The 12,533-nt window shown below is 57.4% G+C and carries 14 protein-coding genes and 2 tRNA genes; 10 read left to right on the forward strand and 6 right to left on the reverse strand.

Annotated elements, in window-relative coordinates:
- The first annotated feature begins 7 nt into the window (after window positions 1–7).
- From B3C38_RS07055 to B3C38_RS07075, 5 genes are all read left to right on the forward strand, one after another.
- Window positions 8–1,213 (forward strand): SDR family NAD(P)-dependent oxidoreductase, encoded by a 1,206-nt coding sequence (locus B3C38_RS07055; RefSeq protein ID WP_286726412.1) that lies wholly within the window; start codon window positions 8–10, stop codon window positions 1,211–1,213.
- A 154-nt stretch (window positions 1,214–1,367) separates the two neighbouring features.
- Window positions 1,368–2,000, forward strand: a complete 633-nt coding sequence (locus B3C38_RS07060; protein WP_055204710.1) for an HAD family hydrolase — start codon at window positions 1,368–1,370, stop codon at window positions 1,998–2,000.
- A gap of 362 nt (window positions 2,001–2,362) precedes the next feature.
- A tRNA-Pro gene (locus tag B3C38_RS07065) sits at window positions 2,363–2,437 on the forward strand.
- Between the two features lie 489 nt (window positions 2,438–2,926).
- Window positions 2,927–3,001: transfer RNA gene (locus B3C38_RS07070), tRNA-Pro, on the forward strand.
- Window positions 3,002–3,061: 60 nt separating this feature from the next.
- Complete coding sequence (locus tag B3C38_RS07075; protein ID WP_141405568.1) at window positions 3,062–4,036, forward strand: hypothetical protein; 975 nt, start codon at window positions 3,062–3,064, stop codon at window positions 4,034–4,036.
- A 289-nt stretch (window positions 4,037–4,325) separates the two neighbouring features.
- Here the strand turns inward: B3C38_RS07075 and B3C38_RS07080 are convergent, their stop codons facing one another.
- Window positions 4,326–5,399, reverse strand: a complete 1,074-nt coding sequence (locus tag B3C38_RS07080; RefSeq protein ID WP_286726415.1) for a TIGR04133 family radical SAM/SPASM protein — start codon at window positions 5,397–5,399, stop codon at window positions 4,326–4,328.
- Window positions 5,400–5,402: 3 nt separating this feature from the next.
- Window positions 5,403–5,729, reverse strand: coding sequence for a hypothetical protein (locus B3C38_RS07085; RefSeq protein ID WP_022332167.1), 327 nt, complete (start codon window positions 5,727–5,729; stop codon window positions 5,403–5,405).
- A gap of 290 nt (window positions 5,730–6,019) precedes the next feature.
- Here B3C38_RS07085 and B3C38_RS07090 point away from each other — a divergent pair, with 290 nt between their 5' ends.
- Together B3C38_RS07090 and B3C38_RS07095 are read left to right on the forward strand one after the other, a co-directional pair.
- Window positions 6,020–6,826 (forward strand): toxin-antitoxin system YwqK family antitoxin, encoded by an 807-nt coding sequence (locus tag B3C38_RS07090; protein ID WP_117508373.1) that lies wholly within the window; start codon window positions 6,020–6,022, stop codon window positions 6,824–6,826.
- Window positions 6,827–7,063: 237 nt separating this feature from the next.
- Window positions 7,064–7,264: a cold-shock protein gene (locus B3C38_RS07095; RefSeq protein WP_018697260.1), complete on the forward strand. Its 201-nt coding sequence runs from the start codon at window positions 7,064–7,066 to the stop codon at window positions 7,262–7,264.
- Window positions 7,265–7,411: 147 nt separating this feature from the next.
- Here the strand turns inward: B3C38_RS07095 and B3C38_RS07100 are convergent, their stop codons facing one another.
- Window positions 7,412–7,984, reverse strand: coding sequence for a DUF4251 domain-containing protein (locus B3C38_RS07100; RefSeq protein WP_022332170.1), 573 nt, complete (start codon window positions 7,982–7,984; stop codon window positions 7,412–7,414).
- A 184-nt stretch (window positions 7,985–8,168) separates the two neighbouring features.
- Between B3C38_RS07100 and B3C38_RS07105 the strand changes: the two genes are divergently transcribed.
- A complete protein-coding gene (locus B3C38_RS07105; protein WP_286726420.1) occupies window positions 8,169–9,404 on the forward strand; it encodes a 6-phosphofructokinase in 1,236 nt (411 codons plus the stop codon).
- 122 nt (window positions 9,405–9,526) lie between these two features.
- Here B3C38_RS07105 and B3C38_RS07110 read toward each other — a convergent pair whose 3' ends face one another.
- Both B3C38_RS07110 and B3C38_RS07115 read right to left on the reverse strand, forming a co-directional pair.
- On the reverse strand, window positions 9,527–10,714 hold the full coding sequence (locus tag B3C38_RS07110) for a DUF418 domain-containing protein (RefSeq protein WP_286726421.1): 1,188 nt from the start codon (window positions 10,712–10,714) through the stop codon (window positions 9,527–9,529).
- 49 nt (window positions 10,715–10,763) lie between these two features.
- Complete coding sequence (locus B3C38_RS07115; RefSeq protein WP_022332173.1) at window positions 10,764–11,270, reverse strand: SLOG family protein; 507 nt, start codon at window positions 11,268–11,270, stop codon at window positions 10,764–10,766.
- 70 nt (window positions 11,271–11,340) lie between these two features.
- Here B3C38_RS07115 and B3C38_RS07120 point away from each other — a divergent pair, with 70 nt between their 5' ends.
- The gene (locus B3C38_RS07120; RefSeq protein WP_022332174.1) at window positions 11,341–11,550 is read left to right on the forward strand and encodes a YtxH domain-containing protein; all 210 of its coding nucleotides are present in this window, start codon (window positions 11,341–11,343) and stop codon (window positions 11,548–11,550) included.
- Window positions 11,551–11,577: 27 nt separating this feature from the next.
- Window positions 11,578–11,910, forward strand: coding sequence for a phage holin family protein (locus B3C38_RS07125; protein WP_055202971.1), 333 nt, complete (start codon window positions 11,578–11,580; stop codon window positions 11,908–11,910).
- A gap of 52 nt (window positions 11,911–11,962) precedes the next feature.
- On the opposite strand, the gene B3C38_RS07130 is transcribed toward B3C38_RS07125, so the two are convergent.
- Window positions 11,963–12,517 (reverse strand): NADH peroxidase, encoded by a 555-nt coding sequence (locus tag B3C38_RS07130; protein WP_237957817.1) that lies wholly within the window; start codon window positions 12,515–12,517, stop codon window positions 11,963–11,965.
- Between the last annotated feature and the right edge of the window lie 16 nt (window positions 12,518–12,533).

The raw sequence follows: 12,533 nt of genomic DNA on the forward strand, positions 1-12,533 counted from the left end.
GGAACACATGGAGAAGCGTAAACGGAACAGCGAAACGTCCGGGGCCGCGGCACAAGGCGGGACGCCGGCCGGATACCGGAACCTCGGAGACAAGGCCGGGTGCAGGGAGCACGCGGCCGAGCCGCAAGGCCGCCGGATGGAACGCGGCGCAGTGGCGCCGGGCAGCGCATGGGCGCTGGTGACGGGCGCCGGGTCGGGCATCGGGCGCTGCTACGCCCTGCGGCTGGCAGCGCTGGGCTACCGGCTGGTGATCGCGGGCGACAACCGCGCACCGCTCGAAGCCGTGGCGGAAGAGATACGGAATGCCCGGCCGGCCGGGCGAAAAGCAGCCGCGAAAGAGCCGGAAGCCGCGGAAGGATCGGAAGTTGCCAAAAAATCGAAAGTTGCGGAAGGACTGGGAGTTGCAGCATCCGCAGACGGAAGCGGGGCGCCGGGACGCAAACCGGCGGCGGCGATTGCCGAAGCTACGGGGGAACCCGGGGCTGAAACGGACGGGAACGGGGCGCTCGCAGCCGGTAGTGCGCAGCAAGGCGTCGGCAGCGGAAAGGAGTGCGGCAACAGGGCAACGGCGGCCGTGACGCCCGACGTGCGGGTGATTGCGATAGATCTGGCGCGGGTCGGGGCGGCACAGGAGTTATACGACCGCATGACAGCCGAGGGGATCGTGGTCGACGTGGTGATCAACAACGCCGGGATATTCTCGTTCTGCGACATCCTCGCCACGCCGGCGGAGCGCATCGAGCGCATCATCCTGCTGCACGACCTGACCGTCACGCAGCTATGCCGCCTCTTCGCCGCGGACATGGTACGCCGCGGCGTGCGGGGGCACATCCTCAACATGTCGTCCTACTCGCTGTGGATGCCGTTCCCGGGGCTGGCGCTATACAGCGCCTCGAAAGCCTACATGCGCTCGTTCTCCGTGGCTTTCGCCAAGGAGGTGCGCGAACGTGGCATCCGCGTCACGGCGCTTTGCCCGGCGGGCGTAGCGACAGACCTCTACGGGCTGACACCCTACTGGCAGCGCATCGGCTGCAAACTGGGCGTGCTCATCACCCCTGACAGTTGTGCGCGCAGGGGGCTGAAAGCGTTGTGGAGGGGCAGGCGGTGCATCGTACCCGACTGGTGGAACCGCGCCTGGATCCCCTTTTGCAAGGTATTGCCGATGTGGGTGCTGCGTCCGGTACGGCGTTTCACGATGAAGTTCCAGAAATAAGGCGGAACGACGCAGGCAGCCACCGCAGGAAGCGTGCTGTCCTGCCGGGCAGCACACGGCACGGGCACGGGCTGTGTCGCCGGGGAGAAGCAGGAAGCAGTACGGCGGAGCCAAACTCCGCGGACGCGGCGCACGGACAAGACATTAGATGACTATGAAAAATATTAAAAATGTAATTTTCGACCTCGGGGGTGTCCTCGTAGACCTCGACATAGACCGCTGCACAGCGGCATTCAGGGAGCTCGGCATGAACCGGGTCGCCGACCTGATAAACCCCTGCTATCCCGCCGAGATGATCGGACGGCTGGAACGGGGCGACCTGTCGTTCCACGAGGCATGCGACGCGATGCGGAAGCTCGACGGGCGGTACGACGTCACCGACGCCCAGATCGCCGGGGCATACGGCGCGTTCCTGGTGGGGGTTCCGGTCTGGAAACTGCGCCAGGTGGAACGGCTGCGCGGGGCGGGGATTCGCACCTACGTATTGTCGAACAACAACCCGGCGTCGATGGAGGTCATCCGCAGCGAATTCACGGCCGACGGGCACACGATGGACGACTATTTCGACAAGGTATACCTCTCCTACGAACTGCGCGAGCTGAAACCCTCGGAAGCGATCTTCCGCAAGGTGATCGCCGACAGCGGCATCGTCCCCGCGCAAACACTCTTCATCGACGACGGGCAGAAGAATGTGGACGCGGCACAGGCGCTGGGCTTCGCGGTGTACAAGCCCGCACCGGGTGAGGATTTCGGACACCTGTTGGAAGAGATAACCGCAACGAAATAGCAGCGCCGTCCGGAATGCCCGGAGGCAGGGCCGCAACCGGGCAAATACGGAGGCCACAGGGCTCCTGCCGAAAGGCAACGCATACGGATCGCGGCAAAGTTATATCCGGGAAAGCCGCCTGTTTCCGAAAAACAGGACTGCAAAAAACGTCCGGCAAGCAAACAGACAGCCCCGCCCAACAGGAATCCGGCACACGGCCGGGAAGGGCGGATTTCGGGGCAAAAGTTTGCCGGAACGAAAAAAAGCGGTTATCTTTGCAACCCGGAACCCGGATGGTTCCCCCGGCCGGAATGCCCGGGATTGACACACAACAGCCTCGCGGGGTTGCACAAGGCCAATCACGGGGTCAAGGTCGGGAACGACGGGGTGTAGCGCAGTCCGGTTAGCGCACCTGCTTTGGGAGCAGGGGGTCGTGGGTTCGAATCCCGCTACCCCGACACGAGAAAAAAGCCTTTCAGACAGCTCTGGAAGGCTTTTTTGTGTTTGTCGCAAAGCATCCTATTTTGCCGGTTTTTGCTCGGTTAACACGTTTTTCGACTAGTTGTGTAAACCGATGTGCAGCGGCGGGTATAGTGACCTGCGGAAATTATCCGCCCCGCAGACCGTCCGCGACCATGTATCGCAGCCACCCGGCAGCAGCAGTTCGAAAGCACGGGGCTTGCAGGCGGGAGACGGAACGGGGAAACAGGGTGAGACAATGGAAGGGACGACGGAAAGGACGATTGGAAAGGTGCCGAAAGGGATGATGGAAGGGGCAACAGAGAAAGGCAACGGGGATAGGCAACAGAAGGGGTACTGCAAGCGCTGACGGAAGAGGCGGCAGCCGAAATATAACCGGGAAGGCGTTTTTTGCAGAAATTATTTTGACTTTTCGGATTTTCGACTTATCTTTGTGCGCTCTTAAAACGATAAGAGCCCCAAATGTTCGGGGTGTAGCGCAGTCCGGTTAGCGCGCCAGCTTCGGGAGTTGGAGGTCGCTGGTTCGAATCCAGTCTCCCCGACAAGAAAAAAGAGGATATTCGATATCCTCTTTTTTCGTATTGACCCTAACCTATCCCACGATGAAACTACTCCACATCTGTTTTTGCGTGCTGATCGGCACCGCGCTATCCGGTTGTGAAATACCGATGACCGCCCAAGACCGGATCGCCGTGACACGAATTTGCGAGGTGCTGGAGCTGAAAGCCCAGGTTGCCGCAGCCGTCTGGCCGGGATTCGACGATCCGCAATTCGAAGTGCCGCTGGTCTACTTCACCGACTCGCTTTGCTATGCCGTAAATCCCGAAGCGCGGTTTCTGGCGCAATATCCGGCAACGCTGCGTTACAGGGACGGTGAGTTGAAAATCTATACGACGCCCACGATCGACTCGCTCGAATTCCACATGCAGGGAACGATTTCCTTAGACCCGGCCGATGCCGGTTCGGCATACGACTACCGTTCGGCATACCTGCTGTGCAGTTCGCCCGAGATTACGGCCCGCTGCATACCCGGCACGGAAGAGGTAGCCATATGGCGGACGATGGTGCTGCATGAATATTTCCACGGATTCCAATTCCGGCATCCGGCGTATCTCGCGCAATTCGAAGCTTCGGGAGCGGGCCTCATCCCTTCGTCGGAGCTGGTAGGACACTATCAAAGATACGGCTGGTACAAAGAATCCGTAGACCGGGAAAACGCCTTCCTGCTGGATGCACTCGGGCAAACCGATGCAGAGATTATCCGCAGGGACATCGACGGGTTTAGGAAACTGCGCGCGGAGCGCCATGCAAGAATGCGGCGCGAACTGGCCCCGGAAGCAGTCGGAGCGGAACGGGTTTACGAAACGATGGAGGGCACGGCGCGTTACATCGAGTTCCATGCCTGTCCGGGCGGCTACGACCTTGACGCGAACGACTGGCTCTACCGGACGGACATATCCCAGTATATGTATGCCACAGGGTTCAATATCGTCCGGCTGCTCGACAAGCTGGGGGTCGATTACAAGACGAGGCTGTTTGACGAGGGGCTCGCATTGGACGGGCTTCTGCCCGAATAAACGGACACGGGCACAGGTGCCCCGGCAATGCCGCGGGTAAAAGCCGCCGAGGAAAGAACATCCGAGGATGAGCAGTCGAGATCGGAACAGCTAAGATCGGAGCCGACAAGGGAAGAACTGCCGAGCCCCGAGGAAGAGCCGACAAGGGAAGGGCATCCGAGGATGAGCAGTCGAGATCGGAACAACTGAGATCGGAACCGCCGAGGTAAGAGCCGACAAGGAAAGGGACAACCGAGAAAAAAAACAGCCGCCGACGGACGGCGGCCCCTTTTTCAGGAAGGGATATGCGTCAAAGCCGGTGATAGTGGCAATAGAGCAACCTGCCGTCGTCGCCGTGCAGGTGCATACCGCCGCCGAGGCAATAGCGGAACATCTTGCAGGAGGCGCATTCGCCGCACCGCGCCCACTCGCGGTTGCGGAAGGGTTCGAAGCGGTTTTGCCACACGTCCCAGAATTTGTCGCGGTAGATATTGCCCTGGTTGAAATTGGCACGGATCGACGTGCAGCCCGAAATGGCGCCGTCGACGCGGATCGAGGCGACGGAAACGCCCGCGGCGCACTGGTAGAAATGGTCGCGCACCTCGGTTTCATACCCGCCGAGGAAGCCTTCGCAGGCATAGCTGACGTCGATGCGCCCCTCACGGCGGGTCTGCCGGATAAATTCGAGCATCGTGCGGAACTGTTCGTCGGTCATGCGCAGCGTCGGATCGTCCTTGGCGCGTCCCATGGGGAAGATCGAGAAGAGCCGCCAGTGCTTCACACCCTCGGCGACGAGCATTTCGCAAAATTCGCCGAGCCTGGGCACCATCGCCCCCGAGACGCAGGTCACCACGTCGTAGGCGAGCGACGGCTCGCGGACGATCATGCGCAGGGCACCGAGCGCCCGTTCGTAACTGCGGGGGTTGCAGCGGATATAGTTGTGCTCGCGTTCGAAGCCGTCGAGGCTCACCGAGACCGTACGCAGCCCCGCATCGAGCAGGCTGCGGAAGCGGGATTCGGTCAGCCCCAGCCCGTTGGTCACCATGCCCCACGCATAGCCGCGGCGGGTGACCTCCGCTCCGGCGCGTTCGAGGTCGGGACGCACCAGCACCTCGCCGCCCGAAAAGATGACGAGCACCTGCGCAGGGTCGACATGGGGCGTGACCTCCTCATCGAGCACCTTCAGGAAATCTTCGAGCGGCATGTCCCGCACACCGGGATCCACGCGGCAATCGCTGCCGCAGTGGCGGCACGAGAGGTTGCAGCGCAACGTACATTCCCAGAAGAGCGTATCGAGCCTGTGCTCGGCGACGGCCGAGGAGTAAAGGTCGGAAAAAATATTGAGGGCCAGACGCTTGCGCAGCCCCAGGCGGCGACGGGACATGGGTTACTTCCCCCCTTCGGGAGCCTTCTTGCCCTTCGTGTCCATATAGGGCGTGTCGTCGGCGGGTTTCTCGGCTACGGGGTCGAGCTGCTCGTCTTCGGCAGGGCCGACCGCCGACTCCTTGAGCGGCACGCCGATCGTTTTCTGTCCGGGAGGGCGAACCCCGTACATCACCATCACGCGCGGGGGCGCAACCGAATCCCTGACTTCGGGCGCTCCGGCTTCCTGTCGCTGTTCGCCCTCGCCCTTGGCGGGCGCATTCCTGACCGTGGAACAGGCTGCCGAGAATCCCAGCAGTGTCGCAAGTGCGAGTTTCAGTTTTTTGTTCATATTGCGTCGACGTTAAAAACAATCTTCAGGACAAAGATACGAAATAAAATAATAGCGCATGCCATTGATATCATTATTTATTTGCACTTGCCTGAAGTTGACTGCCAACAAAAAAAGCCATTGAAAGAATACTCTCTCGGATAGAAGTCTTTCTGTGTATCCTATTGTAAGTAATTTGTTAATAGCACATTATCGGGCAGGGATAATAATTGGAAAACAAAATGATCGTTTTGGACAACTGATTATTTATGGATAACCGCTATTATTGCAAAATAAAAACAAATTTAAACATGGTAAAGTTAGCGATTTCACTCCTTTTCGTAGGATTGACACTTACAGGTATGGCGCAGGAAAAAGTCTATCAGGTAGATGAATTATCCGTCATCAATTATGGCGACGGACGGTTACTCTTTCGCCAGTATGACAAAGACAACACTCCGTTGAACGGTTCGCACCGCATTATCGACGGATACAGGTCGGAATATATCCTCGCCGAATTCAAAGACGGAATGTATAATGGCGACTATAAGTATTTTAAAAACAACAGGCTCAAAGAAGAGGGAACATATAAAGAAGGCCGCAAAGACGGAGTTTACAAGGAGTATTATTCGGATGGCGTAGCATTAAAAAAAGAGGCTCCGTTCAAAGAGGGTAAATTGAACGGCATCGTAAAAACCTATTACACCAACGGCAAACTTGAAACGGAGAAAGGGTATGCCATGAGCATAGAGGACGGAGTTGAACGTGATTACGATTATGAAAGCGGGGAAATTACCACGAACCGAAATTACAAGAACGGCGTTTTGCACGGAAGCCAAATTGCGCATTACGGCAGCAATATCGGTGATTTTATTCAGCGCGTCACCTACGAGAACGGAAAAATGACAGGTTCGTTTTCCGAAATCTTCACCGATGGTACAATCAAAAAAACCGGTAAATACAATAAGGACGGCGAAAAGGACGGCGAATGGTTGGAGCGTGACGACTTTCCCAATGATAAGGGTAAGTTCTCAGGCAAGCGTACCTTATACAAAGACGGCGAAATTATAAAGGAGGAGATCATTAAGGATTTTGTAAAGTTCCAGCAAAAAAAGTAATAAGGGAACGCATCCCCGCATCCATATCTGGGTTTCCCCATCGTCGTCCGACGACAAAACAATTCGATTTTTCACCTGCTTTGGCTGCCGATGGCAACGGTTACAAATGATAAGATGACTTTTAAACAAAAAAGATAAAAATTTTCTGCCAAAGATGAAAAAACATGCCAAAAAGTTTTGAAAGCCAATGTTTTTTATTTTACTTTGCCGAGTACAAACTTTTTAATTTACATTTTTATGACAGGCAAGGTTAAATGGTTCGATAGCAAAAAAGGCTACGGATTCATTACGGGAGAGAACGGCAAGGAAATCTTCGTTCATTTCTCGGGTATCGTGACGGACGGTTTCAAGTCGCTCAACGAAGGGCAGGCAGTCGAATTCGAAGTCGGCAGCGGTGCCAAAGGCGAGCAGGCTGTGAACGTAACCGTGGTTGAATAACCCGGCGTCCTCCAAATTCAGGGAATAAGAGCTGTATTTACTCAATATATCCAAGCACTGAATTTTATGTAATTTACGGTGTCCGGAGTTCCGGACACCGTTTTTCTTTGCGGAGCGCAGACCATGCGGCGGGCGGCCGCAGCCCCATCACTCCCCTGCCGGATGGATATGCCCGGTGAAATTGAGGAAATGGCTGCGCCTGTTGAGATCTTTATTGATCCGGACAAAGCACTTGTTCGAACCCTTATACAGCGTCACGATCACCTCCCGGTCCTGCGCGGTTTGGGGGCCTACGATCAAGAGCCGGTACTGCAGGTCGCCGTTGCGCTTGCGTTTGAGCAACGTCATTTCGGCAGCATCGTCCTCGATGTTCAGGGTGCGCCACGTACTGCGGGGAAAGAGGCTGGGTGACAGCCGGATGACGGCATGCGTCCCCTGCATGGAAATGTAACTGTCCGGAGATTGTTTCACCGGGATTTTATCGCCCGGCAGGTAAAATTCATCCCCTTTGATCACGAACATGCGGGCATCGAGCGCCCGGAGCGCCTGCTCGTGCAGGGCGGCCGAGGCGGCGTCCCCGTCAACGGATCGGGGTTCGGGGGCAGAGGCGGATTTGGTTGCCGCACAGCCGGCCAGCACCAATGCCAGCGCCAGGGTGGCGGAATATAAAAAATTCGATACGGTTCTCACGGCGAAACAATCGCAAAGAAGCTTTTTCACGGCAACATTTTTTAGTGAGACATGTTTATTATAAAGTCTACGCTTTATTTTATTCACAATATAATAAATAAAATTGCATCCTGCAAGAGGGCGGGCATTTTTTTGCCCGTTTGAAAAATAAATCGTAATTTTGGGCGGCAATTTAGGTTAATTCAGGTTCAAACATAAAAACCCAATCACAATCATGAAAGAAGCAATCGCAATTCTGACTGGCGGCGGCCCCGCACCCGGTATGAACACCGTGGTAGGCAGCGTCGCAAAGACTTTCCTCCGCAAAGGTTACCGCGTAATCGGCCTGCACGAGGGCTACACGGGGCTCTTCAACCCGTCGCCCCGCATGGTGGACATCGACTACCCCATGGCCGACGGCATCTTCAACCAGGGAGGTTCGTTCCTGCAGATGAGCCGTTTCAAGCCCAAGGATTCGGATTTCGAAAACAACTTCAACCTCAAGTTCTTCACCGACAACAACGTCAAGCTGCTCGTGACGGTCGGCGGCGACGACACGGCATCAACCGCGAACCGCATCGCCAAGTTCCTGGAGGCCAAGAAATACCCCATCGCAAACATCCACGTGCCCAAGACCATCGACAACGACCTGCCGCTGCCCAAAGGCACGCCCACGTTCGGTTACGAGTCGGCCAAGGACAAGGGTGCCGTCATCGCACGCGCCGTCTACGTGGACGCCCGCACGAGCGGCAACTGGTTCGTACTGGCTGCCATGGGCCGCAGCGCTGGCCACCTGGCATTCGGCATCGGCGAGGCCTGCCACTACCCGATGATCGTCATCCCCGAGATGTTCGACAAGACGGAAATCACGGTCGAAAAAATCGTGAACCTCGTCATCTCGTCGATCATCAAGCGTAAGATCATGGGCATGGACTACGGCGCCGCCGTCATCTCGGAAGGCGTATTCCACGCACTGAGCGACGAGGAGATCCGCAAGAGCGGCATCCATTTCACCTATGACGAGCACGGGCACCCCGAGCTGGGCAAGGTCTCGAAGGCGCACATCTTCAACGAGATGATCGAGAAAAAGCTCAAGGAGATCGGTCTCAAGGTCAAAAGCCGCCCCGTGGAGCTGGGCTACGAGATCCGCTGCCAGACCCCGATCGCATACGACCTGACGTACTGCTCGGAACTGGGTATCGGCGTTCACAAGCTCTTTGCCGAGGGCAAGACCGGCTGCATGGTCTACGTGGATTCGGAAGGCAATGTCAACCCGCTCTACCTGAAAGACCTGCAGGATCCGACGACGGGCAAGATACCGCCCCGTCTGGTGGACATCAAGTCGGATAAGTTCTCGTCGGTGGTGGACAACATCATCAACGCCATCACGCCTGCGGACTACGAGGCTGCGAAGCAGTATGTCTCAAACCCCAAGGAATACGACTTCCACAAGATCCTGAACTGGAAATAATCCCGCGCAGGGACATTTTGAAAATCCCCGGAGGCGGTAGCCTCCGGGGATTTTGCTTTGCAGCAGGCTGCGGGAAGCGGGAGGAGAAGCGGCAGCGGAAACCGGCAGCGGAAACCGGCAGGCTATTTATCGGTTCCGATCCAAGTCCATTTATGCCAGATATACTCCAACGGCCCTTGTTTGTATCTTCCCAGCCACCATTTGCAGAACCGCACCTGCAGCAGGAACACCAGAATCCCGACCAACAGGCTGGCCGTATATCCGCACCGAGGGGCGAGGTAGAGGCCGAACGGGAAATAGACGAAGGCCCCGATAACGGACTGGGATATATAATTGGTAAGGCTCATCCTGCCGTAGAAGCGCAGGCCGGCAACGGCGGCACTGAACTTCCTGCGTTGGTAAAGCAGGATGAACGAAGCGACCAAGACCAGCGTAAAAGCCAGCTTCTGCCACATGTCGAGCGCCGTTCCGGCTGTCTGCCCAACGACTGCACCGTTGTCCATGACAAGCTCCCTGAGCGTATACAAAGGGGCGAAGGCAATGGCGGAGACGATCAGCGTTTTCACCCAGAAGCGGAGATTCTTTTCGGTGGCGGCGAACAACCGTTTCCTGCCGATATAGAAACCCAGCAGGAACAACCCGGCGGTCTGGACGAAACGCCCGGCGTTTACCGCCCACAACAGGCTGGCCTTTTGCCCCAAGGTGACATTGCCCAGAATGAAATCCCCGAAATTCCCGGCTTTCGTGTATTCGGCCACTCGGGCATACATTTCACCGACCCCCAGGTCGGGCAGCCGGTGGGCCGGATCCAGCAGGCCGGCTATGCAGTGGTACCATTCGACAGGCTGCAACAGGAAAACGACGGCGGCGGCGAGGATAGCCCCGTCGCCCCAGTTGCGCGTAAAAAACAGGACGAGTCCCGCAACGACGAACAGCAGCAGGACATCCCCGGCCGGGAAAAAAGCCGCGTTCAGGGTTGCGAACCCGGCCAGCAGCACCAGCCGCCACAGGAAACGATAGCCGAAGTCCCCGCCCCGCCGCTTCAGGTTGTCGCTTTGAATGTAGAACGTGAATCCGAACAGGAGGGCGAAAATCGCGTAGGCCTTTCCGGCAAACAGGGTAAAGACGACGTTGAAGACCCCCTGATCCAATGCATTCAGCCAGCCCGGGGAATCGGCAGGATAGACCGGGAAGATAAAATGTTCCAGGTTGTGAACCAGGAGAATAGCCATAACGGCAAAACCCCGTAAAGCATCCACGGCCTCTATGCGCGGGTGCTTGCCGATGAGTTGTTCCGATGAATTATTCATATATTATTTACAATTTGTCCGAGCCTTTTGTGCCGCGGGAGGAGCCGTGTCAGAAAAGCGTCGGTTCGGTCAGCGCGACTCCGGCACGCTGCGGGTGGAGGTTCACGAATTCCAGGCCCCGGCGCAGGGCGCGGGAAACCGTATGGCGCGTGCCGCCGGGCGAACCGTCGTACCAGGCGACGAGCAGCGAGGCATGGTCGACGAGGTAGTTGTTGCGCACGGCATAACACCCCGCACGGTAGACCGGAGACAGGACGACGGCATCGTCAGCCGAAGCCATCGCAGCGCGGTAGCGGGCGCGATCGGCATGGGAGAAGCGCGCCTCCTGCCCGCCAAAGGGCACTACGGCGACGAGCCGCAGCCCGGGGAGGGAACCGCGCAGTTCGAGCACCGCCTCGGCGGCGGCCAGGTCGAAGCCTACGGCCATGCCGCAGAGGAACGTCCTGAAACCATGGGCATGAAGCCCGCGGATGGCGGCGGCAAGCGCGGCGGCGGCCTCGCCGCAATAGGTACGGTGGCCGGTGAAGGCCACGGTTGTGCAGGGATCGGGGATCATGCTCCCAAAGGTAACAATTTGGCGCGGACTTTGCAACTCGAAGGGCTGAATCAAATAAACACCAACAGCTATGAAAAACACAGGAATCGTCATCGCATCGCTCGTGGGCGGCATGATTATCGGATCGGCCCTCACGATGCTCTTCACGCCCCAGTCGGGTGCGGAACTCCGCAAACAAATCAAAGACCTGATCGGCGACGAAGTCGACAAGGTACGCGAAAAAGTGGACGAAGTGCGCGGCAAGGTCGAGGAGGCACGCTGCAAATGCGAGGAAAAGTAAACATCGCCTGAATGACGTCTCATGGGGATGGATAACAGAAAAACTTCGGGCGGCTCCTTCGTCGCGGCGCTGGTCTTCTTCGTGATGACGGCCTCGATCGCCATCTTCCTGCTGCTTACGGCACTGGTCGTATGGCTGTCGGAGGTGACGGGCTCCTTCATCCTTTCGTCGCTCATCGTCGGGGGATTCTTCGCCGTGCTCGCAGCAGTGATCTACCTGCTCGCCATACGCGAGGGCGTGGAGCGCATCCGCGACCAGGTCGAAACGGTCTACGACGTGGCACGTGCCGCAAAGGAGGGGTACGAGTGGCTCACAGACAAGTTTTTACTGTTTATGAAGCTGCGCGAAATGCGCAAATGAAAAGGGCGGCACCAATGTGCCGCCCTTTTCGCATATGGTGCAATACCTAATACTATTTGCCGAAATAACGCTTGTAGAGGCCTTCGAAACCTTTGCCGTGGCGGGCTTCGTCCTTGGCCATTTCATGTACGGTGTCGTGCACGGCGTCGAGGTTCTGCTCCTTGGCCATGCGGGCCAGGCGCATTTTGTCCTCGCAGGCGCCGCTCTCGGCGTTCATGCGCTTGTAGAGGTTGGTCTTGGTGTCCCAGACCACCTCGCCGATCAGTTCGGCGAACTTCGAGGCGTGCTCGGCCTCTTCCCATGCGTAACGCTTGTATGCCTCGGCGATCTCGGGATACCCTTCGCGGTCGGCCTGGCGGCTCATCGCAAGGTACATGCCCACCTCGGTGCACTCGCCCATAAAGTGGTTCTGGAGACCGTCCCAAAGCTCCTTGCTGGCGCCCTTGCCGTCACCGATGACATGCTCGGTCACAAATTCGAGGTTGCCCTCCTGCTCCACGACCTCGACGAATTTCTCCTTGCCAACTTTACACATCGGGCACTGGTCGGGTGCCTCGGGGCCTTCGTGAATGTAACCGCATACGGTACAACGCCATTTCTTTGCCATAATCGTAATAATGTTT

The sequence above is a fragment of the Alistipes sp. UBA1686 genome (assembly GCF_002320215.1).
Taxonomy (GTDB): domain Bacteria; phylum Bacteroidota; class Bacteroidia; order Bacteroidales; family Rikenellaceae; genus Alistipes; species Alistipes onderdonkii.

Bases quoted from the DNA above. Each gene is read 5' to 3' on its own strand.
- B3C38_RS07090 (WP_117508373.1), top strand. From the start codon at position 6,020: ATGGTAAAGTTAGCGATTTCACTCCTTTTCGTAGGATTGACACTTACA.
- B3C38_RS07130 (WP_237957817.1), bottom strand. From the start codon at position 12,517: ATGGCAAAGAAATGGCGTTGTACCGTATGCGGTTACATTCACGAAGGC.
- B3C38_RS07085 (WP_022332167.1), bottom strand. From the start codon at position 5,729: ATGAACAAAAAACTGAAACTCGCACTTGCGACACTGCTGGGATTCTCG.
- B3C38_RS07120 (WP_022332174.1), top strand. From the start codon at position 11,341: ATGAAAAACACAGGAATCGTCATCGCATCGCTCGTGGGCGGCATGATT.
- B3C38_RS07055 (WP_286726412.1), top strand. From the start codon at position 8: ATGGAGAAGCGTAAACGGAACAGCGAAACGTCCGGGGCCGCGGCACAA.
- B3C38_RS07110 (WP_286726421.1), bottom strand. From the start codon at position 10,714: ATGAATAATTCATCGGAACAACTCATCGGCAAGCACCCGCGCATAGAG.
- B3C38_RS07095 (WP_018697260.1), top strand. From the start codon at position 7,064: ATGACAGGCAAGGTTAAATGGTTCGATAGCAAAAAAGGCTACGGATTC.
- B3C38_RS07080 (WP_286726415.1), bottom strand. From the start codon at position 5,399: ATGTCCCGTCGCCGCCTGGGGCTGCGCAAGCGTCTGGCCCTCAATATT.
- B3C38_RS07125 (WP_055202971.1), top strand. From the start codon at position 11,578: ATGGATAACAGAAAAACTTCGGGCGGCTCCTTCGTCGCGGCGCTGGTC.
- B3C38_RS07075 (WP_141405568.1), top strand. From the start codon at position 3,062: ATGAAACTACTCCACATCTGTTTTTGCGTGCTGATCGGCACCGCGCTA.
- B3C38_RS07105 (WP_286726420.1), top strand. From the start codon at position 8,169: ATGAAAGAAGCAATCGCAATTCTGACTGGCGGCGGCCCCGCACCCGGT.
- B3C38_RS07115 (WP_022332173.1), bottom strand. From the start codon at position 11,270: ATGATCCCCGATCCCTGCACAACCGTGGCCTTCACCGGCCACCGTACC.
- B3C38_RS07060 (WP_055204710.1), top strand. From the start codon at position 1,368: ATGAAAAATATTAAAAATGTAATTTTCGACCTCGGGGGTGTCCTCGTA.